We start from the raw sequence: 25,126 nt of genomic DNA on the forward strand, positions 1-25,126 counted from the left end.
CCTCAGGCATGATATAATGGTTACAGAAGTCTAGAAAGAGGAAAGTTATGAACGAAATCAAATGTCCCAACTGTGGGGAAGTCTTTACAGTAAATGAGAGTCAGTATGCCGAACTCTTGTCGCAAGTGAGAACGACAGAGTTTGATAAGGAATTGCACGATCGCATGAAGCAGGAACTAGCTTTGGCTGAACAAAAGGCTATGAATGAGCAACAGTCTAAACTGGCTCAAAAGGACCAAGAAATTGCACAATTGCAGAATCAAATCCAAAACTTTGATACAGAGAAGGAATTGGCCAAGAAAGAAGTTGAACAGACAAGCAATGAGGCCTTATTGGCAAAGGACAAGGAAGTACAGGCCTTGGAAAACCAATTGGCTACCTTGCGTTTAGAGCATGAAAATCAACTGCAAAAGACCCTTTCTGACCTTGAAAAAGAACGGGATCAAGTTAAAAATCAGCTCCTCTTGCAAGAAAAGGAAAATGAGCTGTCTTTGGCTTCTGTTAAGCAGAATTACGAAGCCCAGCTTAAGGCAGCCAGTGAACAAGTTGAGTTTTATAAGAATTTCAAAGCTCAACAATCCACAAAAGCTATCGGTGAAAGTTTGGAACAGTATGCAGAGAGTGAGTTCAATAAGGTTCGTAGTTTTGCCTTTCCAAATGCCTACTTTGAGAAGGATAACAAGGTTTCTGCGCGTGGGTCTAAGGGTGACTTTATCTTCCGTGAATGTGATGAAAATGAGGTGGAAATTATTTCCATCATGTTTGAGATGAAAAACGAAGCGGATGGAACAGAGAAGAAGCACAAGAATGCCGATTTTTATAAGGAATTGGACAAGGACCGTCGTGAAAAGAACTGTGAGTATGCCGTTTTGGTGACTATGTTAGAATCAGATAACGACTACTTTAACACAGGAATTGTTGACGTCAGTCACGAGTATGAAAAGATGTATGTGGTTCGTCCACAGTTCTTTATCCAGTTGATTGGACTCTTGCGTAATGCGGCTCTTAATTCCCTTAAATACAAGCAAGAGTTGGTCTTGGTCCGGGAGCAGAATATCGATATTACGCATTTTGAAGAAGACTTGGATGCCTTCAAAGTAGCTTTTGCCAAAAACTACAACTCTGCTTCAACCAACTTTGGAAAAGCTATCGATGAAATCGATAAGGCTATTAAGCGTATGGAAGAGGTCAAAAAGTTCCTAACTACGTCTGAAAACCAACTCCGCCTCGCTAACAACAAATTGGAAGATGTTTCGGTTAAAAAACTAACGCGAAAAAATCCAACTATGAAGGCTAAGTTTGAAGCGCTGAAGGGAGAGTAGTTTCATTTGTAATGTATGGTGGTACTAGTTCAACAATATGAATGGGGAATTATATAATGAATAATAAAAGTTTAATACCTATGCCTGATCTCAATTTGGATGACATAGTTCATCTATCAAAAGAAAATGAAAAGTTAATTGTTAATTTTCTAAGTACATCAGATGAGTTACATACAATCAATCAATTTTATCATGTCTATATCTTTAATTTTTGTCAAATATTTTATCACTTTGAGTTGGATACTAACGATAACATAAGGAAACAAAATGGTTTGAATGGTGATGAATTCATTATTATTAATTCTTTACTTATAAATTTAATGAGTTCATCTAAGACTTTAGTTGATTTGTTAATCAACTTTGATAAAAAGTATTCACAAAAGTTAGAAAAAATGATAAACAAAATATATGATTCTGAGCTTTCGTATATATTAATTATGACTTTAAGAAATTTCGCATTGCATGGGCACATTCCTCTATATTTCAATCAAAATAGGTATAGCTTTAATTTAGATTATATACTAAAAGAAGGTGAAAAGTTTAATTTCAGTAAGTCATCAAAGGAAGCTTTCACAAAAATTCGTGATGAAATTAGGCATGTGTATGGAGATATAGCAAATATTGCTTTTACAAAAACTCTTATGGATTTTCACCTTAATTTACTAAAGATTTATTATCAATTTTATATCGAAAATCAATCTTTATTAGAAAGTTTCTTTAAATCTGTAGAGTTAAAATTACAAAAAGAGAAAAGAAAAATAAAAAATGGACAATTAATTATAGAGATTGATGGGGAACTTCACAGTATTATAATGTGCAGTAAAACAAAATTGTTTAAGAAACTAATGCGGGAAGCAAAAATTAACTTTTACGATTTTAAGAACCAAAAGTCAAAAAGTCGTAGGGATAAAAAGTTAAAAGATAGCAGTAAACTAGGAAACAACACATGAACGGTATTATCAACTTAAAAAAAGAAGCGGGGATGACCTCGCATGACGCGGTTTTTAAACTGCGTAAGATTTTGGGAACTAAGAAGATTGGTCATGGTGGGACCTTGGATCCGAATGTGGTGGGTGTTTTGCCCATTGCGGTTGGCAAGGCGACCCGCATGGTCGAGTTTATGCAGGACGAGGGTAAGGTCTATGATGGGGAAATCACTCTGGGCTATTCCACGACGACTGAGGATGCTAGTGGGGAAGTAGTCGCAGAGACTCCTGTTTTGTCGCCCTTGGATGAAACCATTGTCGATGAAGCGATTGCTAGTCTGACTGGGCCTATTACTCAGATTCCGCCTATGTATTCGGCTGTCAAGGTTGATGGTCGCAAGCTCTATGAGTATGCGCGTGCTGGTCAGGAAGTGGAGCGTCCAGAACGTCAGGTGACTATTTATCAATTTGAACGGACAAGTCATATTTCTTATGAGGATCACCTCGCACGATTCACTTTTCGTGTAAAATGTAGCAAAGGAACTTATATCCGTACCTTATCAGTTGACTTGGGAGAGAAGCTTGGTTATGCGGCTCATATGTCGCATCTGACTCGAACCAGTGCTGCAGGTTTACAACTGGAAGATGCTCTTACCTTGGACGAAATTGCTGAAAAGGTGGAGGCTGGTCAACTGGACTTTCTCCATCCTCTAGAGATTGGAACGGGGGATCTTGTCAAAGTTTTTCTAAGTCCAGAAGAGGCTACAGAAGTGCGCTTTGGCCGTTTTATAGAGCTAGATCAGTCGGATAAGGAGATAGCTGCCTTTGAAGATGATAAATTGCTAGCAATTCTAGAAAAACGGGGCAATCTCTACAAGCCAAGGAAGGTTTTTGGCTAGTCTAACTGGGTGTAAGTATTAGAATTGTGTTACCCATAATCTATCCAAAATCAGACTATAATTTTTGTTAAAAATGTGATAGAATAGACGACGGATAAAAAAACGGAGGATAGCATGCAAAATAGACCAATCATTATCGGAGTGACAGGTGGTTCTGGTGGTGGTAAGACCAGTGTTTCAAGAGCCATTTTATCGCATTTCCCTGATGAAAAGATTTCCATGATTGAGCACGATTCATACTACAAGGATCAGTCTCATTTGACCTTTGAAGAGCGGGTCAAAACTAACTATGACCATCCTTTTGCCTTTGATACAGACTTGATGATTGAGCAGATTAAGGAATTGTTGGCAGGGCGTCCAGTAGACATTCCGACTTATGACTATACAGAGCATACACGGAGCAGCAAGACCTATCGTCAGGAGCCTCAAGATGTTTTTATCGTTGAGGGGATTTTGGTCTTGGAGGACAAGCGCCTGCGTGATTTGATGGATATCAAGATTTTTGTGGATACAGATGATGACGTGCGTATTATTCGTCGTATCAAGCGTGATATGGAGGAGCGCGGCCGTAGTCTGGATAGCGTTATTGACCAATATCTGGGTGTGGTCAAACCCATGTACCACCAGTTTATCGAGCCGACCAAGCGCTATGCGGATATCGTCATTCCTGAGGGAGTCAGCAATACAGTCGCTATCGACCTTTTGACCACCAAGATTGCAAAGATTTTGGAAGAAGCACGAAACAGCAAATAATCAGATGAGGAGGCCTAGCCTCCTTTTTCTATTTTTCCTTTAGTTTCAGTAGGAAAAAGGTGATTTTTAAGCATGTTTTTGGTATAATAATACCCATGGAAAAGCAAGAAAATGAATAGTAGGTGGAGATGGAAAAGTATTTATCGGTAACAACTTTGACCAAGTATCTGAAAATGAAATTCGATAAAGACCCTTACTTGGAACGGGTCTATTTAACTGGTCAAGTTTCCAACTTTCGTAAACGTCCTACTCACCAATATTTCTCCCTAAAAGATGACCGAGCAGTCATTCAAGCGACTATTTGGTCTGGGATTTATCAAAAATTAGGCTTCGACCTCGAAGAAGGAATGAAGATCAATGTGATTGGGCGTGTACAGGTCTATGAACCAAGTGGGAGTTATTCCATCATCATTGAAAAGGCAGAGCCTGATGGGGTTGGGGCGCTTGCGATTCAGTTTGAGCAACTCAAGAAAAAATTGACGGAAGAAGGTCTGTTTCAAGAACGCTTCAAGCAACCTTTGCCCCAGTTTTCAAAGAGAATTGGTGTAGTGACAAGCCGTAGCGGAGCTGTTATTCGAGATATTATCACGACCGTCAGCAGGCGCTTTCCAGGTGTCGACATTCTTCTCTATCCGACCAAGGTTCAAGGAGATGGAGCTGCTGAGGAAATAGCACGGAATATTGCTCGTGCCAATCAGCGTGAGGACCTAGATGTCCTCATCATTGGTCGTGGTGGTGGTTCGATCGAGGATCTCTGGGCCTTTAACGAAGAGATTGTGGTACGGGCTATTTTTGAATCTCGCTTGCCAATCATTTCTAGTGTTGGGCATGAGACGGATGTGACCTTGGCAGATTTTGTAGCGGATCGTCGGGCGGCAACGCCAACGGCTGCAGCAGAACTGGCAACACCTGTGACTAAGTTGGATTTCTTGACCCATTTGCAAAATCAGGAAAAACGGATGGCGACAGCTGTACAAAATGTCCTGTCAAGAAAAAAAGAAGCTCTGAAAAAATGCAGTCAGTCTGTTATCTTTAGACAACCAGAGCGCTTGTATGACGGCTATTTGCAACGCTTGGACCAGCTGCAACTGCGCTTAAAACAAAGTTTGCGAACACGGATTTCCGATAACAAGCAATTAGTCCAAGCAAGGACACACCAATTGGTGCAATTATCACCTGTTACCAAAATCCAACGCTATCAGGATCGGCTTGCTCAGTTGGACAAGCTCCTCCGTAGCCAAATGGCGTTAGTTTATGATGCCAAGGTTGCTGAAGTCAAGCGACTTTCAGAAGCCTTGCTGATGTTGGATACCAGTCGAATCGTGGCGCGTGGCTATGCAATTGTCAAAAAAGAAGAGTCAGTAGTAGATTCGGTTGAGAAGTTGAAGGAAAAAGACCAAGTGACGCTTTTGATGCGAGATGGTCAAGTAGAATTAGAGGTTAAAGATGTCAAAACAAAAGAAATTTGAGGAAAATCTAGCAGAACTGGAAAGCATTGTCCAAAGTTTGGAAAATGGTGAGATTGCTCTAGAAGATGCGATTGCGGCCTTTCAAAAGGGTATGGTCTTGTCAAAAGAACTCCAAGCGACCTTGGACAAGGCTGAAAAAACCTTGGTTAAGGTCATGCAAGAAGACGGAACAGAAAGTGATTTTGAATGAAGAAGCAAGAAAAATTAGCTTTTGTGGAGTCGGCTTTGGAAGACTTTTATGGAGACCAGCAGTTTGCTTCTAGTTTACGAGAGTCTGTTCTCTACTCCATTCATGCTGGTGGCAAGCGTATTCGTCCTTTTCTCTTGTTAGAAGTTCTGGAATCCCTGCAAGTAGTTATCCAACCTGCACATGCTCAAGTGGCAGCGGCCTTGGAAATGATTCACACAGGAAGCTTGATTCACGATGACCTTCCAGCTATGGATGACGACGATTATCGTCGGGGGCGCTTGACAAATCATAAAAAATTTGGCGAAGCAATGGCCATTTTAGCAGGAGATGCTTTGTTCCTAGATCCCTATGCCTTGATAGCGCAGGCAGATTTGCCAAGTCAGATCAAGGTGGACTTGATTGCCAACTTATCCCTTGCTTCAGGAAGTCTGGGAATGGTTGCAGGGCAGGTTTTGGACATGGAAGGCGAACACCAACATTTGTCTTTGGAAGAACTTCAGACCATTCATGCTAATAAAACAGGAAAATTACTAGCCTATCCTTTCCAAGCAGCAGCTATCATAGCAGAATTAGCACCTGAAATCCAAACAAAATTGAAAACTGTGGGTGACTTGATCGGACTGGCCTTTCAAGTCAGAGATGATGTGCTGGATGTGACTGCTAGTTTTGAGGAAATTGGCAAGACGCCGCAAAAGGATTTACAGGCAGAAAAGTCAACCTATCCTGCCTTGTTGGGCTTGGAGGAGGCTATTGCCTTTTGTAACCAAACCTTGGATCAAGCCGAGGCTAAATTAGAAGAAATTGCCCAGCAAGTCAGCTTTGAAAAAGAGCCGATTGTGAAAGTAGTAGAAAGTTTGAGAATCAATGGCTAAGGAAAGAGTGGATGTACTAGCTTATAAACAGGGTTTGTTTGAAACGAGAGAACAAGCCAAGCGGGGTGTTATGGCTGGGCTCGTTGTGGCAGTGCTTAATGGGGAGCGCTTTGACAAACCAGGAGAGAAAATCCCAGATGATACTGAGTTGAAACTCAAAGGTGAAAAACTCAAGTATGTCAGCCGAGGTGGCTTGAAACTGGAAAAGGCCTTGCAAGTCTTTGATTTGTCAGTGGATGGGGCGACCACGATTGATATTGGTGCCTCTACTGGAGGATTTACCGACGTCATGTTGCAGAATGGTGCCGAACTTGTCTATGCGGTGGACGTTGGTACCAATCAGTTAGCCTGGAAATTGCGCCAAGATCCTCGGGTTGTCAGCATGGAGCAGTTTAATTTCCGCTATGCTGAAAAGACCGATTTTGAGCAGGAACCGAGCTTTGCCAGTATTGATGTGAGTTTCATTTCCCTTAGTCTTATCCTACCAGCCTTGCATCGTGTTTTGGCTGAACAAGGTCAGGTGGTGGCACTTGTCAAGCCTCAGTTTGAGGCTGGTCGTGAGCAGATTGGAAAAAATGGAATCATTCGCGATGCCAAGGTTCATCAACATGTCCTTGAATCTGTCACTGCTATGGCAGTTGAACAAGGTTTTTCAGTGTTTGGATTAGACTATTCACCAATCCAAGGTGGACATGGGAATATCGAATTTCTGGCATATTTGAAAAAGGAAGAGGGAGCAAGTAACCAAGTTGCCCCTGAAATAGAAAAAGTTGTAGAGAGAGCACATAGAGAATTTAAAGATGAATAAAAAAGCAAGACTTGAAAAAATTAGAAGATTTGTAACAGATTATCAAATCGGAACACAGGAAGAAATCGTTGAGCATTTGAAGGAAGCAGGTATTTCTGCTACTCAAGCCACTGTCTCAAGGGACATCAAGGAGCTTGGTATTGTTAAAATTCCCTTGAAGAACAATAAATACATCTATGAATTGCCAAAAACAATTGTAAGAAGTTTGCAGTTGGCTGAGAATAACATAGTAGGTTCTGAGCGCATGGGAAATATGATCAATCTGGATGTCATTCCTGGGAATACTGCCTTTGTCAAGAGTCAGCTGATGAATACTTTCTCAGAGAGAATTTTCAACTGTCTGGCAGACGACAACTCAATTTTGATTATCTTGAGAAATGAAGAAGACGCCAAGGAAATGTTTGAACAAGTAAAAAATTGGTAGGTTTATATGTTACTTGAAATTTCGATAAAAAACTTTGCCATTATAGAGGCGATTTCCCTCAATTTTGAAAAGGGTATGACTGTTTTGACTGGGGAAACGGGTGCCGGAAAGTCTATCATTATAGACGCTATGAATCTCATGTTGGGGGCTCGTGCAACGACAGATGTTATTCGTCATGGTGCGCCAAAGGCGGAGATTGAAGGGCTTTTCTCTGTTGAGAATAGCCGTTCTTTACAAGAACTCTTTGAAGAGCAAGGTTTAGAATTGGGTGATGAAATCATCATTCGTCGTGAAATTTTACAGAACGGGCGTAGCATCAGTCGAGTCAATGGGCAGATGGTCAATCTTTCTGTCTTGCGCGCAATCGGCCAACATCTTGTCGATATTCATGGTCAACATGACCAAGAAGAGTTAATGCGTCCACAACTTCATATCCAGATGCTGGATGAGTTTGGTGATGCCGCATTTTTGGAACTTAAACAAGCCTATCAGACAAGCTTTGACGCCTATCGCAAAATGCGTAAACAAGTTCTGGAAGTCAAGAAAAACCAGCAGGAACACAAGTCTCGCATTGAGATGTTGGAATTTCAAATGGCAGAGATTGAAGCAGCAAACTTGCAGGCTGGTGAAGACTTGGCTCTCAACCAAGAACGAGATAAACTCCTCAATTACAAGAATATAGCAGACACCTTGACAAATGCCTACACCATGTTGGACAATGAGGAGTTTTCTAGCCTAGCAAATGTCCGTTCCGCCATGAATGACATGGAAAGTGTTGAAGAATACGACCCTGAATACCGTGAAATTTCAAGTTCTCTATCAGAAACCTACTATGTTTTAGAAGATATTACCAAGCGTTTGGAAGATATTATTGAGGACTTGGATTTTGATGGCAATCGCCTCATGCAGGTTGAGAATCGCTTAGACCTTCTGAATACTATTACCCGTAAATACGGTGGGACTGTGGACGATGTTTTGCTTTATTTTGCCAAGATTACGGATGAGTATAATCTTTTGACAGGAAATAACCTTTCCTCCGAAGACATGGAAGCAGAACTCAAGAAATTGGAAATTAATCTTGTTGATTTGGCAGGGCAGCTTGCATCTGCTCGCCATGACTTGGCCCAGCAGCTAGAAGCTGAGATAAAACAAGAGTTGCAAGATCTTTATATGGAGAAGGCTCAATTTCAAGTTCGCTTTAGTAAGAGCAAGTTCAGCCGTGAAGGAAATGAAGCAGTTGAGTTTTACATTTCAACCAACCCTGGTGAAGACTTTAAACCTTTGGTCAAGGTGGCGTCTGGAGGAGAACTGTCTCGCCTCATGCTAGCTATTAAATCCGCCTTTTCTCGTAAAGAAGGCAAGACTAGTATTGTCTTTGATGAGGTGGATACGGGAGTTTCAGGTCGTGTTGCCCAAGCTATTGCTCAGAAGATTCATAAGATTGGCCAGCATGGTCAGGTTCTTGCTATTTCTCACCTTCCACAAGTAATTGCCATCGCGGATTATCAATTCTTTATTGAGAAGATTAGCGATGAGCACTCAACGGTGTCGACGGTTCGTCTCTTGACTTTAGAAGAGCGAGTAGAGGAAGTCGCTAAAATGTTGGCTGGGGAAAATGTAACCGAAGCGGCCCTTACCCAAGCGAGAGAATTATTGCAAACGAGGAAGAAATAAATGACAGACTATTATGTAATTGGAGATGTTCACGGGAAGGCAGGTATGCTGGAAGATCTGCTCAAGACCTGGAATGGTCAAACTCAGTTGCTCTTTCTAGGGGATTTGATTGACCGAGGTGAAGATAGTCGCCGTGTTCTAGAAATGGTCAAGGACTTGGTGGACAATCAAGGGGCTATCTGTCTATCAGGAAACCACGAGTATATGTTTCTGACTTGGCTCGATGACCCAGAAGAAAGCTATGACCATTATCGTCGCAATGGTGGAGATACAACTATTAACTCAATTTTAGGTCGTCCCTTGGATGCACCAGTTGATGGCGTAGAAGATGCCAAGCGTGTTGCGACTGAAGCGGCAGACTTGGTCGAATTTATTCGTCAAATGCCTTTTGTTGTTGAGACAGACAAGTATATCTTTGTTCATGCTGGTATTGATTTGAACTTGGATGATTGGCATGAAACCACAGATTACAAGAAAGTCTGGCTCAGAAAACCATTCCACGAAGCCGAAAATCATACTGGAAAAACCATTGTCTTTGGGCATACACCAGTTTATGGTTTGCTCAAGCAAGACCGAGGTACTGCTGATCTTTGGATAACAGAGGATGACAAGATTGGCATGGATGGGGGAGCTGTTTATGGCGGTGTCTTGCATGGAATCGTCTTTACAGACCAAGGAATGACAGAACACCACTTTATCGAGAATGACGGCTTTATTGCCGAAGATTAGTACTCCTAGCAGGGTATGGTCTTGTCAAAATGTTAAAAACAATTTATAATTAATAGATACCCTGAAAGGAAGAGAAGCATGAATTTAGAAGAATTGAAAAAACGACAGGAGAAGATTCGTAACTTCTCTATTATCGCCCATATTGACCATGGGAAATCGACTCTAGCAGACCGCATTTTGGAAAAGACAGAGACAGTTTCAAGCCGTGAAATGCAAGCTCAACTTTTGGACAGCATGGACCTAGAACGGGAACGTGGGATTACCATTAAGTTGAATGCCATCGAGTTGAATTACACTGCAAAAGATGGGGAAACTTATATTTTCCACTTGATTGACACACCAGGACACGTAGACTTCACCTATGAAGTTTCACGTTCGCTAGCTGCCTGTGAGGGTGCTATTTTGGTGGTTGATGCGGCTCAAGGGATTGAAGCTCAAACCCTTGCCAACGTTTATCTAGCTCTGGACAATGATTTGGAAATCATGCCAGTCATTAACAAGATTGACCTTCCAGCTGCAGATCCTGAGCGCGTGCGTACAGAAATTGAAGATGTCATTGGTTTGGATGCCAGCGAAGCAGTATTGGCTTCTGCTAAGGCTGGTATTGGTATCGAAGAAATCCTTGAGCAAATCGTAGAAAAAGTGCCAGCGCCAACAGGTGATGTGACGGCTCCGCTCAAAGCCCTGATTTTTGACTCTGTTTACGATGCTTACCGTGGGGTTATCCTCCAAGTGCGTGTCATGGATGGGGTGGTTAAACCTGGGGATAAGATTCAGCTCATGAGCAATGGCAAGACCTTTGATGTTACGGAAGTCGGTATTTTTACACCCAAAGCAGTTGGTCGTGATTTCCTTGCGACTGGTGACGTTGGTTATATTGCGGCTTCTATCAAGACGGTTCAAGATACCCGTGTGGGTGATACAGTGACCCTAGCAAGCAATCCTGCCGCAGAACCGCTAGATGGATACAAGCAGATGAATCCTATGGTCTTTGCAGGACTTTACCCAATCGAGTCAAACAAGTACAATGATCTACGTGAAGCCCTAGAAAAATTGCAACTGAATGATGCTAGCTTGCAGTTTGAGCCAGAAACATCGCAGGCGCTGGGATTCGGTTTCCGTTGTGGATTCCTTGGGCTTCTCCATATGGATGTTATCCAAGAGCGTTTAGAACGTGAGTTCAACATTGACCTCATCATGACAGCTCCATCTGTTATCTATAAGGTTAACCAAACTGACGGTGAGTCTATGGATGTGTCTAACCCCTCTGAGTTCCCAGACCCAACTAAGATCGCGACCATTGAAGAACCTTATGTTAAAGCGCAAATCATGGTACCGCAGGAGTTTGTCGGAGCAGTTATGGAACTAGCTCAGCGCAAACGTGGGGACTTTGTAACCATGGACTATATTGATGATAATCGTGTCAATGTCATCTATCAAATTCCGCTTGCTGAAATCGTCTTTGACTTTTTTGATAAACTCAAGTCTTCGACACGTGGTTATGCAAGCTTTGACTACGAATTGTCAGAGTACCGTCCATCTAAGCTGGTCAAAATGGACATCCTTCTCAATGGTGATAAGGTGGACGCCCTCAGCTTTATCGTTCATAAGGACTTTGCCTACGAACGTGGGAAACTCATCGTTGATAAGCTCAAGAAAATCATCCCTCGTCAACAATTTGAAGTGCCGATTCAAGCAGCTATTGGGCACAAGATTGTGGCTCGTACCGATATCAAGGCCCTTCGTAAGAACGTACTTGCCAAGTGTTATGGTGGTGACGTTTCTCGTAAACGCAAACTCCTTGAAAAACAAAAAGCTGGTAAGAAACGCATGAAGGCTATCGGATCAGTAGAAGTTCCACAAGAAGCCTTCCTCAGCGTCTTAAGCATGGATGAAGAATAGAAATATAAAACAAAACTCTTGAGAAATCTTCAAGAGTTTTGTTGTGTTTTTGACGAACCAAGCTATCACATACGAAAGTTGAATAAATGAAAAAATCAGATTATCAGCTCTTCTTTTTATGATTTTTACGAATAGATAGATGAGTAGCAAAAGAAACGGAGTTGTATATGAAGATTACAAACTATGAGATTTACAAATTGAGAAAAGCTGGGCTGACCAATCAACAAATTTTAACTGTTCTTGAATATGACGAGACTGTAGATCAGGAGCTCTTGCTAGGTGATATTGCGGAAATATCTAGGTTCCGTAATCCAGCGGTTTTTATGGAACGCTATTTCCAGATAGATGATGCGCAGTTGGAGAAGGAGTTTCAGAAATTTCCATCCTTTTCTATTCTTGACGACTGTTATCCTTGGGATCTGAGTGAGATTTATGATGCTCCAGCGCTTTTGTTTTATAAGGGAAATCTAGACTTATTGAAATTTCCAAAGGTTGCTGTTGTAGGGAGCCGTTCATGTTCTAGTCAGGGTGCAAAGTCGGTTCAGAGAGTCATCCAAGGTCTGGGAAACGAGTTGATCGTGGTCAGTGGCTTGGCTAAAGGAATTGATACAGCCGCCCATATGGCTGCACTCCAGAATGGAGGAAGAACAATTGCTGTCATTGGAACAGGATTGGATGTTTTTTATCCCCGAGCCAATAAACGTTTGCAGGAACACATTGGCAATCACCATTTGGTACTTAGCGAGTACGGACCTGGTGAAGAACCCTTGAAATTTCACTTTCCAGCTCGTAATCGAATCATAGCAGGACTATGTCGAGGGGTCATTGTAGCAGAGGCAAGAATGCGTTCAGGGAGTCTCATTACCTGTGAGCGTGCTATGGAGGAAGGGCGTGATGTCTTTGCCATTCCAGGGAACATTTTAGATGGCCATTCAGATGGCTGTCATCACCTAATCCAAGAGGGAGCAAAACTGGTCACCAGCGGTCAAGATGTGTTGGCTGAGTTTGAATTTTAAGGAAAAATTGTTCACTCAGATAAACTTTTCTTCTATACTATAGGAGTTAAGTCTTGACAGCTATAGAAAAATGGTTTACACTTTATAAAGTTTATTACTTTGAAAAGGTGTGATAGTGTGGCTACGGCAACAAAGAAGAAAAAATCAACAGTTAAGAAAAATCTAGTCATCGTGGAGTCGCCTGCCAAGGCGAAAACGATTGAGAAATATTTAGGCAGAAACTACAAGGTTTTAGCCAGTGTTGGGCATATCCGTGATTTGAAGAAATCCAGTATGTCAGTCGATATTGAAAATAACTATGAACCGCAATATATCAATATCAGAGGGAAAGGTCCTCTCATCAATGATCTGAAAAAAGAAGCTAAAAAGGCCAATAAAGTCTTTCTGGCGAGTGACCCGGACCGTGAAGGAGAAGCAATTTCCTGGCATTTGGCTCACATTCTCAACTTGGATGAGAATGATGCCAACCGTGTAGTCTTTAATGAAATTACCAAAGACGCAGTAAAAAATGCCTTTAAAGAACCTCGCAAGATTGATATGGACTTGGTCGACGCCCAACAAGCTCGTCGTGTCTTAGACCGCTTGGTAGGGTATTCGATTTCGCCTATTTTGTGGAAAAAGGTCAAGAAGGGCTTATCAGCAGGGCGGGTGCAGTCGGTTGCCCTTAAGCTCATCATTGACCGTGAAAATGAAATCAATGCCTTCCAACCAGAAGAATACTGGACAATTGATGGTGTCTTTAAGAAGGGAACCAAGCAATTTCAGGCTTCATTCTATGGCATGAATGGCAAAAAGATGAAATTGACCACCAACGAAGAAGTCAAAGAAGTCTTGTCCCATTTGACTAGTAAAGATTTCACAGTAGACCAGGTAGATAAGAAAGAACGCAAACGCAATGCGCCCCTACCGTATACGACTTCAACCATGCAAATGGATGCAGCTAACAAAATCAATTTCCGTACTCGAAAGACTATGATGGTAGCCCAACAGCTCTATGAAGGGATCAATATCGGATCAGGCGTGCAAGGTTTGATTACCTATATGCGTACAGACTCGACTCGTATCAGTCCTGTGGCTCAGAACGAAGCGGCAAGCTACATTAACGACCGTTTTGGTAGAAAGTATTCCAAGCATGGTAGTAGGGTCAAGAATGCCTCAGGTGCTCAGGATGCTCACGAAGCCATTCGTCCATCTAGTGTCTTTAACACACCTGAAAGCATCGCTAAGTACTTGGACAAAGACCAGCTCAAGCTTTATACCCTTATCTGGAACCGTTTTGTGGCCAGCCAGATGACAGGCGCTATCTTTGATACCATGGCTGTTAAGCTCTCTCAAAATGGCGTTCAGTTTGCGGCAAATGGAAGCCAAGTTAAGTTTGATGGTTATCTTGCTATTTACAATGACTCTGACAAGAACAAGATGTTGCCAGATATGGCAGTAGGAGATGTGGTCAAACAGGTCAATAGCAAGCCAGAACAACATTTCACTCAACCGCCAGCTCGCTATTCGGAAGCGACGCTTATCAAGACCTTGGAAGAAAACGGTGTTGGACGTCCGTCAACCTACGCTCCAACCATTGAAACTATCCAGAAACGTTACTACGTTCGTCTAGCTGCTAAACGCTTTGAACCAACAGAATTGGGAGAAATTGTTAACAAGCTCATCGTTGAATATTTTCCAGACATCGTAAACGTAACCTTTACAGCTGAAATGGAAGGAAAACTGGATGATGTCGAAGTTGGAAAAGAGCAGTGGCAACGTGTTATTGACGAATTTTATAAACCATTCTCCAAAGAAGTAGCCAAGGCTGAAGAGGAAATGGAAAAAATCCAGATCAAAGATGAGCCAGCTGGATTTGACTGTGAGGTCTGTGGTAGTCCAATGGTGATTAAGCTAGGACGTTTTGGTAAATTCTATGCTTGTAGCAATTTCCCAGATTGCCGTCATACACAAGCGATTGTTAAGGAGATTGGTGTCGAGTGTCCAAGTTGCCATCAAGGACAAATCATCGAACGCAAAACCAAGCGCAATCGAATCTTCTATGGTTGCAATCGCTACCCAGAATGTGAATTTACCTCTTGGGATAAACCAGTTGGACGTGATTGTCCAAAATGTGGTCACTTCCTTATGGAGAAGAAAGTCCGTGGTGGTGGCAAACAGATTGTGTGTAGTAATGGCGACTACGAAGAAGAGAAAATTAAATAAAACGAAGTGTCCTGAAAATAAATTTCAGGCTCTTTTTACTTGAAGCTTGACAAATTTCCTCACTTTGTGGGAAACTAGTAGAAGATTATTTCAATTAGGAGAAGACATGCGTATTATTTACCTAAGTATTGGTTTTATTTCTTTAGCCTTGGCTCTTGTTGGGGTTGTCTTGCCCCTCTTACCAACAACTCCCTTTCTTTTGCTGTCTATCGCTTGCTTTTCAAAATCCTCTAAGCGTTTTGAAGACTGGCTTTATCATACAAAGCTTTATCAGACCTATGTAGCTGACTTTCGGGAAACCAAGTCAATAGCGCGAGAACGAAAGAAAAAAATCATCGTATCTATCTATATCTTGATGGGAATTTCTATTTATTTTGCCCCTCTTTTGCCTGTTAAAATCGGTTTGGGAGCCCTGACCATCTTTATCACCTACTATCTCTTTAAAGTCATTCCTGACAAAGAATAGATAAAAATAGTAGTTATTTGCCTTGATAAAAATGAAAGCATATTTAAAATAATATGATATAATAAATTCAAAGAAAACATCAAGGAGAATCAAATGATTTACGAATTTTGTGCTGAAAATGTGACCTTGCTTGAAAAAGCAATGCAGGCTGGAGCTCGTCGAATCGAACTTTGTGATAATCTAGCAGTTGGTGGGACAACACCAAGCTATGGAGTGACTAAGGCAGCTGTTGAACTGGCAGCTAACTATGATAGCACCATTATGACCATGATTCGTCCCCGTGGTCGCGACTTTGTCTATAATGATATAGAAATCGCGATCATGCTAGAAGATATTCGTTTGACTGCTCAGGCTGGAAGTCAAGGGGTTGTTTTTGGGGCATTAACTGCCGATAAGAAGTTGGATAAGGCTAATCTTGAGAAGCTGATTGCAGCATCCAAAGGAATGGAAATTGTCTTTCACATGGCCTTTGATGAATTAAGCGATGAAGATCAGTTGGAAGCCATTGACTGGCTCAGTCAAGCTGGTGTCACTCGTATCTTGACTCGTGCTGGAGTGTCTGGGGACTCGCTAGACAAACGTTTTGCTCACTATCAAAGAATTTTGGAACATGCTAAAGGTAAAATTGAAATTCTACCAGGTGGGGGGATTGACCTTGACAACCGTCAAACCTTTATCGATCAACTGGGTGTGACACAACTTCATGGAACCAAGGTTGTCTTTTAAAAAATAGAAAGGAACTGCTAGCTTTCGGTAGCAGTTTTCACTTATGTTTGAAATTTTTAAATCCTATCAGTTAAATCAAGAAAAAGCCAGTACTTATGGTTTTGTAGAAAATGGGGGAGTCTGGAGCTACAGGTGCCAGATTTTGGAAGGAGACTTTGCCATGACTGTGTCCATCACAGCAGATAATGTGAGTTTTCAGGTCTTTGACCAGGAAACGGGTGATCTCTATCCTCAAGTCCATATGGAAAGCATGAGAGGGACTTTTGTCGGAAGTGTCCGTGAGGCTTGTTTGGAGATTCTTTACCAGATTCGGAAGGCTTGCTTTGATGTACAGGATTTTATCTGTCCTCAGACTAAGCGAATCATGGATCAGGTTCAGGAAAATTATGGCAATCAGCTGGAATATCTTTGGGAGAAATCCCCTAATACGGCAGTATTGCGCCATGAAGGAAATAAGAAGTGGTATGCTGTTATGATGAGAATCCCATGGGATAAGCTGGAAAAGGGCAGAGAAGGGCTAGTCGAAGCAGTCAATATCAAACACGACCAAGTAGCTGATTTGCTTTCACAAAAGGGGATTTACCCAGCCTTTCATATGAATAAACGCTACTGGATTAGTCTGGCGCTTGATGATAGTTTGCAAGATGAAGAAGTGTTAGAACTCATCGAAAGTAGTTGGAACTTAACTGGGAAAAAATAAGGAAAGTTACTTGAGTTTTCAAATACTTTCAATTAGCGAAATATTCTTTACTGAAGAAATTTTCAGAAAATATTGGATTTTTTCTTGACAAGAGATTTTTCCTATGCTAAAATACTTAACAAGACATCAAACGAAGGAGAAAGTCAAACATGAAAACAGCTAAGTTTAATCAATTTGCTTTGTTGTTGAGGTACTCGGGCTAGTGCAGAAGCATTAGTCCTGTTTGGCTTACCAAGCGGGAGTAAATCAACATCTCGCTTGGGTTTCCGAGCGAGATGTTTTTTCTATACTGAAATTTTGAAGGGAGAATTCTCATGCGTAGAGTTGAGTTTCTAGATACCAGTCTCCGTGATGGTGAGCAGACACCAGGTGTTAATTTTTCTATTAAGGAAAAGGTCGCTATTGCAAGACAGCTGGAAAAATGGGGGATTTCGGCTATCGAAGCTGGTTTTCCGGCGGCGAGCCCAGACTCATTTACAGCAGTTCAGGAGATTGCTAAAGTCTTGAAAAAAACAGCGGTGACAGGTTTGGCACGTTCGGTCAAGTCTGATATAGATGCTTGTTATGAGGCGCTCAAGGATGCCAAGTATCCTCAGGTTCACGTCTTTATCGCGACCAGTCCGATTCACCGCAAGTATAAGCTCAATAAGAGCAAGGAAGAGATTTTGGAAGCAATCAGTGAGCATGTTTCTTATGCTCGTTCTAAGTTTGAAATCGTCGAATTTTCTCCAGAAGATGCGACTAGGACAGAGTTGGATTTCCTCTTGCAAGTCGTTCAAACAGCAGTTGATGCAGGTGCGTCTTATATCAATATCCCTGACACGGTTGGATTTACCACGCCAGAAGAGTACGGAGCTATTTTCAAACACTTGATTGAGAATGTCAAGACGAATCGTCAGATTATCTATTCACCTCACTGTCACGATGACCTCGGAATGGCAGTGGCTAATAGCCTTGCTGCTGTTAAGAATGGTGCAGGACGAGTCGAAGGGACCATCAATGGTATCGGGGAGCGAGCTGGCAATGCAGCTTTGGAAGAAATTGCAGTTGCGCTCAATATTCGCCAAGATTACTACCAAGCTGAGACAAGCATTGTCCTAAACGAAACCATCAATACGTCAGAAATGGTTTCTCGCTTCTCAGGTATACCAGTTCCTAAAAACAAGGCGGTGGTCGGTGGAAATGCCTTCTCTCACGAGTCTGGTATTCACCAAGATGGAGTTCTAAAAAACCCTCTCACCTATGAGATTATCACACCTGAATTGGTTGGTGTGAAGAGCAATAGCCTTCCGCTTGGAAAATTGTCAGGTCGCCATGCTTTTGTTGAAAAATTAAGAGATTTGGCCCTAGACTTTACTGAAGAAGATATCAAACCACTCTTTGCTAAATTCAAGGCGTTGGCAGACAAAAAGCAAGAAATCACAGATGCAGATATTCGTGCGCTGGTCGCTGGAATCATGGTTGAAAACCCAGAAGGATTCCACTTTGATGATTTACAACTTCAAACCCATGCGGATAAAGCCATTGAAGCGCTTGTCAGCCTTGCTAATATGGATGGTGAGAAGGTTGAGTTTAATGCGACAGGACAAGGTTCTGTTGAGGCTATCTTCAACGCCATCGACAAGTTCTTCAATCAATCTGTTCGCTTGGTGTCCTACACTATCGATGCGGTGACGGATGGCATTGATGCCCAGGCTCGGGTCTTGGTCACTGTTGAAAACAGAGATACAGAGACCATCTTTAACGCAGCAGGGCTTGATTTCGATGTACTGAAGGCTTCGGCTATTGCCTACATCAATGCCAATACCTTTGTTCAAAAAGAGAATGCAGGTGAGATGGGGCGTAGCGTTTCCTATCGCGATATGCCTAGTGTGTAAAGGAGAAAGCTATGACAAAGAAAATAGTGACCCTAGCAGGAGACGGAATCGGTCCAGAAATCATGGAAGCTGGTTTGGAAGTTCTGGAGGCCCTAGCTAAAAAAACGGACTTTGACTATGAGATAGATAGGCGACCTTTTGGTGGTGCTGGGATTGATGCTGCGGGGCATCCCTTACTTGATGAGACTCTCAAGGCATGTAGAGAAGCAGATGCTATTCTCCTAGCAGCTATCGGTAGTACCCAGTATGATGGGGCAGCGATTCGGCCTGAACAAGGACTGCTGGCGCTCCGTAAGGAACTCAATCTTTATGCCAACATTCGCCCAGTTAAGATTTTTGAAAGTCTCAAACATTTGTCACCTCTCAAACCGGAACGAATTGCTGGTGTAGACTTTGTCGTGGTACGTGAGTTGACAGGTGGTATCTACTTTGGAGATCATATCCTTGAAGAGCGGAAAGCGCGTGATATCAACGACTACAGCTATGAGGAAGTAGTGCGGATTATTCGTAAGGCCTTTGAAATCGCAGGAAGTCGCAGAAAAATCGTTACTAGTATCGATAAGCAAAATGTTCTAGCGACTTCAAAACTCTGGCGCAGAGTAGCTGAGGAGGTTGCGCAAGATTTTCCAGATGTAACCTTGGAGCACCAGTTGGTGGACTCAGCTGCCATGCTCATGATTACCAATCCTGCCAAGTTTGATGTCATCGTGACAGAGAATCTTTTCGGAGATATCTTATCTGATGAATCAAGCGTTCTATCAGGCACTCTTGGTGTTATGCCATCAGCCAGTCATTCTGAAAAGGGGCCAAGTCTTTATGAGCCTATTCACGGTTCAGCGCCTGATATTGCAGGTCAAGGAATTGCCAATCCTATCTCTATGATTTTGTCAGTTGCTATGATGTTGAGAGACAGTTTTGGACGTTATGAGGATGCAGAGCGTATCGAGCGTGCTGTTGAAGCTAGTTTAGCGGCTGGCATTTTAACAAGAGATATTGGAGGACAGGCTTCGACTAAGGAAATGACAGAAGCCATCATTGAAAGATTATGAAGATAAATGAAGGAATCACGCTTGCCCTCTTGATTTGGAATTTGCTGATTTTCTTGATTTATGGCATTGACAAATCCAAGGCAAGAAGAGGTGCTTGGCGCGTCCCAGAGAAAATCTTACTCATTTTAGCCTTTACTTGTGGTGGTTTCGGTGCCTGGTTGGCAGGAATCACCTTTCACCACAAGACTAGAAAATGGTATTTTAAAACGGTTTGGTTCCTTGGAATGGTAACCACACTAGTAGCCCTATATTTCATTTGGAGGTAATGGATGGCAGGAAAATCAATTTTTGATAAATTATGGGACCGTCATGTCATCACAGGAGAAGAGGGGCAGCCCCAACTCATGTATGTGGATCAGCACTATATTCATGAAGTGACCAGTCCCCAAGCTTTTCAAGGACTGCGAGACGCAGGTCGTAGATTGAGACGGCCAGACTTGACATTTGGAACTTTTGATCATAATGTTCCGACCGTTAATATCTACGATATTCGAGATGTCATTTCTAAGGCTCAAATTGATAAGCTTGCTGAAAATGTTGAGGAGTTTGGGATTGAACATGCTGCCCACGGTTCTGAAAAGCAGGGAATCGTTCACATGGTTGGTCCAGAAACAGGACGGACCCAACCAGGAAAATTCATCGTCTGTGGAGACAGCCATACAGCTACTCACGGAGCTTTCGGAGCTATCGCTTTTGGAATTGGGACCAGTGAGGTCGAGCATGTCTTTGCTACACAGACACTCTGGCAGGTCAAACCCAAGAAAATGCTGGTAGAATTCACAGGTGTTCCTCAAAAAGGAGTTTATTCTAAGGATTACATTTTAGCCTTGATTGCCAAGTATGGCGTTGCTTGTGGTGTAGGCTATGTGGTGGAATATCGTGGGCAAGCAATTGATGCACTGACCATGGAAGAGAGAATGACTATCTGCAACATGTCCATCGAGTTTGGTTCTAAGATGGGAATTATGAATCCGGATCAGACTACCTATGACTATCTCAAAGGACGAGAATGTGTTCCAGAGGATTTCGAGAAGGCAGTTGCTGACTGGAAGACCCTTGTCAGCGATGAGGATGCTGTTTATGATAAGGTTATCCGGATGGATGTCTCTGACTTGGCACCCATGGTGACCTGGGGAACTAATCCTGCTATGGGGGTTGACTTTGACAGTAGCTTCCCAGAAATTAAGGATATGAATGATGAGCGAGCCTACAATTACATGAATTTGGAACCAGGTCAAAAGCCAGCAGATATTGAACTAGGTTATATCTTTATCGGGTCTTGTACCAATGCTCGTCTCAGTGATTTGCAACTGGCTGCGCGATTTGTCAAAGGGAAGAAAATTGCTCCCAATCTAACAGCAATTGTAGTTCCGGGCTCTCGTCCTGTGAAACGAGCCGCTGAGAAGTTGGGCTTGGACAAGGTCTTTTTGGATGCTGGTTTTGAGTGGAGAGACCCAGGTTGCTCCATGTGTCTAGGGATGAATCCCGATAAGGTACCTGATGGCGTCCATTGTGCTTCAACCAGTAACCGCAATTTTGAAGATAGACAGGGATTTGGTGCTAAGACCCATCTCTGCAGTCCAGCCATGGCAGCTGCAGCGGCTATCGCAGGGCGCTTCGTAGATGTTCGGAAAATGCCAGAGGCCCAGTAAGGAGGGGATATGGAGAAATTTACAGTTTATACGGGAACGACTGTTCCTCTCATGAATGATAACATTGATACTGACCAAATCCTTCCCAAGCAGTTTCTCAAGTTGATTGATAAGAAAGGCTTTGGTAAGTACCTCATGTATGCTTGGCGTTATTTGGACGACAAGTATACTGAGGATCCAGACTTTGTTTTTAACCGACCAGAATATCGTAAAGCCAGTATTCTTATCTCAGGGGATAACTTTGGGGCGGGTTCTTCGAGGGAACACGCAGCTTGGGCATTAGCAGATTATGGTTTTAAGGTCGTGATTGCAGGATCTTTCGGTGACATTCATTACAATAATGAACTCAATAATGGCATGTTACCAATTGTTCAGCCTAGGGAGGTTAGAGAGAAACTAGCCCAGCTCAAACCAAGTGACCAGGTAACTGTGGACTTGGAACAACAAAAAATCATCTCACCAGTTGGAGAATTCTCTTTCGAAATTGATAGTGAGTGGAAACACAAGCTTTTAAATGGTTTGGATGATATCGGAATTACTTTGCAGTATGAAGACTTGATTGCTGCCTATGAAAAACAACGACCAGCCTATTGGCAGGAATAGAATAAAAATAGAAAAGGAACTATAGAATTATGACAAAACACATTCAATGGAAGGGAACACTTTCTCAAGAAGGCTATGAAATTTTAAAAGGTGAGGGCGGATGTATCGTTTGTCCTACTAAAGTCGGTTACATTATCATGACTAGCGATAAGGCAGGACTTGAGCGTAAGTTTGAAGCTAAAGAGCGTAACCGTAACAAACCAGGTGTTGTACTTTGTGGAAGCATGGATGAGCTTCGCGCTTTAGCACAACTCAATCCAGAAATTGAAGCCTTCTACCAAAAACATTGGGACGAAGACATTCTTCTAGGTTGTATCCTTCCATGGAAACCAGAAGCCTTTGAGAAATTGAAAGCATACGGTGATGGTCGTGAAGAACTCATGACAGACGTTCGTGGTACTAGCTGTTTTGTCATCAAGTTTGGTAAAGCTGGTGAACAGTTGGCTGCTAAACTTTGGGAAGAAGGTAAAATGGTCTATGCCTCATCAGCCAACCCATCTGGAAAAGGAAATCGTGGTAAGGTGGAAGGTATCGGAGAACGTATCGAAGGAGCAGTGGACCTTGTCATCGAAGCAGAAGACTATGTGGCCTCTATCCAACCTGACAAAACGATTGAAACTCGCTACGAGCAAGGTGTGATGGTGTCTATGGTTGATAAAGACGGCAAGCTTATCCCAGAACAAGGCGGAGCACGCTCAACTTCACCAGCACCGGTTGTAATCCGTAAAGGACTTGATATTGATAAAATCATGATGCATCTGTCAGATACCTTTAACTCATGGGACTACCGTCAGGGTGAATATTATTAAGCTGAGTAGACCCTAAAAGCCTATCCTTTCACATGTTTTTATATATAGTGATTTCTGAGAATTAATTAGACACAATGAAAACAATTGTCTAAAAATTTTAAAAATTCAGTATAGAACATGCAAAATCCTAGAAAAAAAGGTAAAATAAAGATAGAAATTGGTAACGATTACATTTTAAAGTGAGTTTGAAGTAAGGTGGTTTATTAGTGGGATTTATCATTAGGAGACCCTGATTTATACAGATTACCATTCGCTTAATATATAAAGACTAAGTGGCATTTGAGTGCTTAAAAGTCCAAGATACTGTTTAAGAGGTTTTACGAGTAGTTTGTCTACTGAAAACAAGCTGATAGAACCTCACCATCATCATATAAATATTAGAATTATCCATTTAACGTCGTTCTTTCGCTTTCTACACTCTCCTTGTTAGCTTACTGAGAGTTGTAGCTGATGACAGCTAGAATTATACTGTAAGTGGCTCATTTAGACTCCCTTCGCATGTTTTGCTACTTGCAGTCGGGATCTAAGTGGGCTTTTTTGAGTTATAATTGACTAGTTGTCAACAATATTTTTAATAGTCGATATGCATAGAATCGCTCATACCAGTAATCACAATGAATGGGAGGTGGAAAGGATTATTTAAATAGAAAGGCGGTAGGCAAGTGAGTTATTAATGGCTCACTGATAAAAAGAAAAGAGGTACAATATGGGACTTATCAAAGCAGGTCTAGGAGCTGTAGGTGGTGTATTAGCCGATCAATGGAAAGAATTTTTCTATTGTGAGTCTATGGACAAATCTGTCATGGTTGTCAAGGGGCAAAAGCGGGTCTCGGGTCGATCATCCAATACTAAGGGCAGTGATAATATTATTTCCAATGGTTCAGGTATTGCGGTAGCTGATGGTCAGTGTATGATGATTGTTGAGCAAGGTAAGGTTGTAGAGGTTTGTGCCGAACCAGGTGAGTTCACTTATGATGCCTCCAGTGAACCAAGTATTTTTACAGGAAATCTTGGAAATTCTATCAAGGATACTTTCAAACAAATTGGGAAACGTTTCACTTATGGTGGCGATACTGGCAAAGATCAGCGTGTGTATTATTTCAATACAAAAGAATTAATTGATAATAAATTCGGTACACCAAACCCAATTCCATTTCGTGTGGTAGATTCTAAGATTGGTTTAGACCTTGACGTTTCTGTTCGATGCTCAGGTGTTTATTCTTACAAGATCGTTGACCCACTTTTGTTTTATACAAATGTTTGTGGAAATGTTGAAAGAGAGTATTTGCGTGAAGAAATTGACTCACAGTTGAAAACTGAATTTATCAGCGCCTTGCAACCTTCTTTTGCTAAGTTATCTGATATGGAATTGAGACCGAATCAAATTGTCAGCCACAATACAGAATTAGAAAATGCCCTCAATGAAACTCTCTCAGAAAAATGGGGTCAACTTCGTGGTCTTAAAGTCATTAGCATTGCACTCGGTTCTGTTACTCTCCCAGAAGAAGATGCCGAAATGATTAAGCAGGCTCAACGTACTGCTATTATGAAAGATCCGACTATGGCGGCCGCAACCTTAGTTGGTGCACAGGCAGACGCTATGAAGGCAGCCGCAAGCAATGAAGCAGGAGCTATGACTGGCTTTATGGGCTTTGGCATGGCAGCCAATGCAGGCGGTGGCATGAATGCACAAAATCTCTTTGCTATGGGACAAGAACAGGCTGCTAACCAAGCACAAGCAACCAATCAAGCAGCAACTGCCACTCCGAATGTCAATAAGTGGATCTGTCCAAATGGACATGAGGCTATGGGCAAATTCTGTCCGGAGTGTGGCAGTCCAAAACCGGTGGACAATAATTGGACTTGTTCATGTGGTACACCAAATACAGGTAAATTCTGTTCAAATTGTGGAAGTCCAAAACCTGCAGTTCATCAAGTAAAACACTGTAGTAACTGTGGTTGGAAAGTTCCAGATTCTGGCCAGGCACCGAAATTCTGTCCTGAATGCGGGTCAACGTTTTAGAACAAGACAACTCTAGATTGGCTTAGTGTCGG

The 25,126-nt window shown here is 42.1% G+C and carries 24 protein-coding genes; all 24 read left to right on the forward strand.

Going from position 1 to position 25,126, the window contains the following annotated elements:
* Window positions 1–47: 47 nt before the first annotated feature.
* Window positions 48–1,322 (forward strand): DUF2130 domain-containing protein, encoded by a 1,275-nt coding sequence (locus tag GOM47_RS04420; protein ID WP_235081175.1) that lies wholly within the window; start codon window positions 48–50, stop codon window positions 1,320–1,322.
* A 56-nt stretch (window positions 1,323–1,378) separates the two neighbouring features.
* Window positions 1,379–2,272 (forward strand): hypothetical protein, encoded by an 894-nt coding sequence (locus tag GOM47_RS04425; RefSeq protein WP_235081176.1) that lies wholly within the window; start codon window positions 1,379–1,381, stop codon window positions 2,270–2,272.
* Window positions 2,269–3,147, forward strand: coding sequence for a tRNA pseudouridine(55) synthase TruB (gene truB, locus GOM47_RS04430; RefSeq protein ID WP_235081177.1), 879 nt, complete (start codon window positions 2,269–2,271; stop codon window positions 3,145–3,147). Before GOM47_RS04425 ends, truB begins: the two co-directional genes overlap by 4 nt.
* 114 nt (window positions 3,148–3,261) lie before the next feature.
* On the forward strand, window positions 3,262–3,900 hold the full coding sequence (gene udk, locus GOM47_RS04435; RefSeq protein ID WP_001181376.1) for a uridine kinase: 639 nt from the start codon (window positions 3,262–3,264) through the stop codon (window positions 3,898–3,900).
* Between the two features lie 128 nt (window positions 3,901–4,028).
* The gene (xseA, locus tag GOM47_RS04440; protein ID WP_235081178.1) at window positions 4,029–5,369 is read left to right on the forward strand and encodes an exodeoxyribonuclease VII large subunit; all 1,341 of its coding nucleotides are present in this window, start codon (window positions 4,029–4,031) and stop codon (window positions 5,367–5,369) included.
* Complete coding sequence (locus GOM47_RS04445; RefSeq protein ID WP_000043224.1) at window positions 5,347–5,559, forward strand: exodeoxyribonuclease VII small subunit; 213 nt, start codon at window positions 5,347–5,349, stop codon at window positions 5,557–5,559. Before xseA ends, GOM47_RS04445 begins: the two co-directional genes overlap by 23 nt.
* Window positions 5,556–6,431 (forward strand): polyprenyl synthetase family protein, encoded by an 876-nt coding sequence (locus GOM47_RS04450; RefSeq protein ID WP_235081179.1) that lies wholly within the window; start codon window positions 5,556–5,558, stop codon window positions 6,429–6,431. The genes GOM47_RS04445 and GOM47_RS04450 overlap by 4 nt, the downstream gene beginning before the upstream one ends.
* On the forward strand, window positions 6,424–7,239 hold the full coding sequence (locus GOM47_RS04455; protein ID WP_235081180.1) for a TlyA family RNA methyltransferase: 816 nt from the start codon (window positions 6,424–6,426) through the stop codon (window positions 7,237–7,239). The genes GOM47_RS04450 and GOM47_RS04455 overlap by 8 nt, the downstream gene beginning before the upstream one ends.
* The gene (locus GOM47_RS04460; RefSeq protein ID WP_235081181.1) at window positions 7,232–7,663 is read left to right on the forward strand and encodes an arginine repressor; all 432 of its coding nucleotides are present in this window, start codon (window positions 7,232–7,234) and stop codon (window positions 7,661–7,663) included. Before GOM47_RS04455 ends, GOM47_RS04460 begins: the two co-directional genes overlap by 8 nt.
* A gap of 6 nt (window positions 7,664–7,669) precedes the next feature.
* A complete protein-coding gene (gene recN / locus GOM47_RS04465) occupies window positions 7,670–9,337 on the forward strand; it encodes a DNA repair protein RecN (protein ID WP_235081182.1) in 1,668 nt (555 codons plus the stop codon).
* Window positions 9,338–10,066, forward strand: coding sequence for a metallophosphoesterase family protein (locus GOM47_RS04470; protein WP_235081183.1), 729 nt, complete (start codon window positions 9,338–9,340; stop codon window positions 10,064–10,066).
* A gap of 78 nt (window positions 10,067–10,144) precedes the next feature.
* Window positions 10,145–11,968 (forward strand): translation elongation factor 4, encoded by a 1,824-nt coding sequence (gene lepA, locus GOM47_RS04475; protein WP_235081184.1) that lies wholly within the window; start codon window positions 10,145–10,147, stop codon window positions 11,966–11,968.
* A 167-nt stretch (window positions 11,969–12,135) separates the two neighbouring features.
* Window positions 12,136–12,984: a DNA-processing protein DprA gene (gene dprA, locus GOM47_RS04480; protein WP_235081185.1), complete on the forward strand. Its 849-nt coding sequence runs from the start codon at window positions 12,136–12,138 to the stop codon at window positions 12,982–12,984.
* A 117-nt stretch (window positions 12,985–13,101) separates the two neighbouring features.
* On the forward strand, window positions 13,102–15,189 hold the full coding sequence (gene topA / locus GOM47_RS04485) for a type I DNA topoisomerase (protein ID WP_235081186.1): 2,088 nt from the start codon (window positions 13,102–13,104) through the stop codon (window positions 15,187–15,189).
* A gap of 106 nt (window positions 15,190–15,295) precedes the next feature.
* Entirely contained in the window at window positions 15,296–15,655 is a 360-nt protein-coding gene (locus GOM47_RS04490) for a YbaN family protein (RefSeq protein ID WP_001220359.1), read from the forward strand.
* 93 nt (window positions 15,656–15,748) lie between these two features.
* On the forward strand, window positions 15,749–16,381 hold the full coding sequence (locus GOM47_RS04495) for a copper homeostasis protein CutC (RefSeq protein WP_235081187.1): 633 nt from the start codon (window positions 15,749–15,751) through the stop codon (window positions 16,379–16,381).
* Window positions 16,382–16,424: 43 nt separating this feature from the next.
* Window positions 16,425–17,081, forward strand: coding sequence for an MmcQ/YjbR family DNA-binding protein (locus tag GOM47_RS04500; protein WP_235081188.1), 657 nt, complete (start codon window positions 16,425–16,427; stop codon window positions 17,079–17,081).
* Between the two features lie 314 nt (window positions 17,082–17,395).
* Window positions 17,396–18,958 carry a 2-isopropylmalate synthase gene (locus GOM47_RS04505; RefSeq protein ID WP_235081189.1) on the forward strand — a complete coding sequence of 521 codons (1,563 nt, stop codon included), beginning with the start codon at window positions 17,396–17,398 and terminating at the stop codon, window positions 18,956–18,958.
* An 11-nt stretch (window positions 18,959–18,969) separates the two neighbouring features.
* Window positions 18,970–20,007, forward strand: a complete 1,038-nt coding sequence (leuB, locus tag GOM47_RS04510; RefSeq protein WP_235081190.1) for a 3-isopropylmalate dehydrogenase — start codon at window positions 18,970–18,972, stop codon at window positions 20,005–20,007.
* Window positions 20,004–20,273: a DUF1294 domain-containing protein gene (locus tag GOM47_RS04515; RefSeq protein ID WP_000700089.1), complete on the forward strand. Its 270-nt coding sequence runs from the start codon at window positions 20,004–20,006 to the stop codon at window positions 20,271–20,273. Before leuB ends, GOM47_RS04515 begins: the two co-directional genes overlap by 4 nt.
* 3 nt (window positions 20,274–20,276) lie before the next feature.
* Window positions 20,277–21,659, forward strand: a complete 1,383-nt coding sequence (gene leuC, locus GOM47_RS04520; RefSeq protein ID WP_235081191.1) for a 3-isopropylmalate dehydratase large subunit — start codon at window positions 20,277–20,279, stop codon at window positions 21,657–21,659.
* A gap of 9 nt (window positions 21,660–21,668) precedes the next feature.
* Window positions 21,669–22,262, forward strand: a complete 594-nt coding sequence (leuD, locus tag GOM47_RS04525; RefSeq protein ID WP_235081192.1) for a 3-isopropylmalate dehydratase small subunit — start codon at window positions 21,669–21,671, stop codon at window positions 22,260–22,262.
* Between the two features lie 29 nt (window positions 22,263–22,291).
* Window positions 22,292–23,071, forward strand: a complete 780-nt coding sequence (locus GOM47_RS04530; protein ID WP_235081193.1) for an L-threonylcarbamoyladenylate synthase — start codon at window positions 22,292–22,294, stop codon at window positions 23,069–23,071.
* Window positions 23,072–23,777: 706 nt separating this feature from the next.
* Window positions 23,778–25,094, forward strand: coding sequence for an SPFH domain-containing protein (locus GOM47_RS04535; protein WP_235081194.1), 1,317 nt, complete (start codon window positions 23,778–23,780; stop codon window positions 25,092–25,094).
* The last annotated feature ends 32 nt before the right edge of the window (window positions 25,095–25,126 follow it).

Source organism: Streptococcus oralis, assembly GCF_021497945.1.
Classification (GTDB): domain Bacteria; phylum Bacillota; class Bacilli; order Lactobacillales; family Streptococcaceae; genus Streptococcus; species Streptococcus oralis_BR.

What these genes read in the sequence shown, in the direction of transcription:
- GOM47_RS04420 (WP_235081175.1), top strand. Translation starts at nt 48, where the DNA reads ATGAACGAAATCAAATGTCCCAACTGTGGGGAAGTCTTTACAGTAAAT.
- GOM47_RS04425 (WP_235081176.1), top strand. Translation starts at nt 1,379, where the DNA reads ATGAATAATAAAAGTTTAATACCTATGCCTGATCTCAATTTGGATGAC.
- truB (WP_235081177.1), top strand. Translation starts at nt 2,269, where the DNA reads ATGAACGGTATTATCAACTTAAAAAAAGAAGCGGGGATGACCTCGCAT.
- udk (WP_001181376.1), top strand. Translation starts at nt 3,262, where the DNA reads ATGCAAAATAGACCAATCATTATCGGAGTGACAGGTGGTTCTGGTGGT.
- xseA (WP_235081178.1), top strand. Translation starts at nt 4,029, where the DNA reads ATGGAAAAGTATTTATCGGTAACAACTTTGACCAAGTATCTGAAAATG.
- GOM47_RS04445 (WP_000043224.1), top strand. Translation starts at nt 5,347, where the DNA reads ATGTCAAAACAAAAGAAATTTGAGGAAAATCTAGCAGAACTGGAAAGC.
- GOM47_RS04450 (WP_235081179.1), top strand. Translation starts at nt 5,556, where the DNA reads ATGAAGAAGCAAGAAAAATTAGCTTTTGTGGAGTCGGCTTTGGAAGAC.
- GOM47_RS04455 (WP_235081180.1), top strand. Translation starts at nt 6,424, where the DNA reads ATGGCTAAGGAAAGAGTGGATGTACTAGCTTATAAACAGGGTTTGTTT.
- GOM47_RS04460 (WP_235081181.1), top strand. Translation starts at nt 7,232, where the DNA reads ATGAATAAAAAAGCAAGACTTGAAAAAATTAGAAGATTTGTAACAGAT.
- recN (WP_235081182.1), top strand. Translation starts at nt 7,670, where the DNA reads ATGTTACTTGAAATTTCGATAAAAAACTTTGCCATTATAGAGGCGATT.
- GOM47_RS04470 (WP_235081183.1), top strand. Translation starts at nt 9,338, where the DNA reads ATGACAGACTATTATGTAATTGGAGATGTTCACGGGAAGGCAGGTATG.
- lepA (WP_235081184.1), top strand. Translation starts at nt 10,145, where the DNA reads ATGAATTTAGAAGAATTGAAAAAACGACAGGAGAAGATTCGTAACTTC.
- dprA (WP_235081185.1), top strand. Translation starts at nt 12,136, where the DNA reads ATGAAGATTACAAACTATGAGATTTACAAATTGAGAAAAGCTGGGCTG.
- GOM47_RS04490 (WP_001220359.1), top strand. Translation starts at nt 15,296, where the DNA reads ATGCGTATTATTTACCTAAGTATTGGTTTTATTTCTTTAGCCTTGGCT.
- GOM47_RS04495 (WP_235081187.1), top strand. Translation starts at nt 15,749, where the DNA reads ATGATTTACGAATTTTGTGCTGAAAATGTGACCTTGCTTGAAAAAGCA.
- GOM47_RS04500 (WP_235081188.1), top strand. Translation starts at nt 16,425, where the DNA reads ATGTTTGAAATTTTTAAATCCTATCAGTTAAATCAAGAAAAAGCCAGT.
- GOM47_RS04505 (WP_235081189.1), top strand. Translation starts at nt 17,396, where the DNA reads ATGCGTAGAGTTGAGTTTCTAGATACCAGTCTCCGTGATGGTGAGCAG.
- leuB (WP_235081190.1), top strand. Translation starts at nt 18,970, where the DNA reads ATGACAAAGAAAATAGTGACCCTAGCAGGAGACGGAATCGGTCCAGAA.
- GOM47_RS04515 (WP_000700089.1), top strand. Translation starts at nt 20,004, where the DNA reads ATGAAGATAAATGAAGGAATCACGCTTGCCCTCTTGATTTGGAATTTG.
- leuC (WP_235081191.1), top strand. Translation starts at nt 20,277, where the DNA reads ATGGCAGGAAAATCAATTTTTGATAAATTATGGGACCGTCATGTCATC.
- leuD (WP_235081192.1), top strand. Translation starts at nt 21,669, where the DNA reads ATGGAGAAATTTACAGTTTATACGGGAACGACTGTTCCTCTCATGAAT.
- GOM47_RS04530 (WP_235081193.1), top strand. Translation starts at nt 22,292, where the DNA reads ATGACAAAACACATTCAATGGAAGGGAACACTTTCTCAAGAAGGCTAT.
- GOM47_RS04535 (WP_235081194.1), top strand. Translation starts at nt 23,778, where the DNA reads ATGGGACTTATCAAAGCAGGTCTAGGAGCTGTAGGTGGTGTATTAGCC.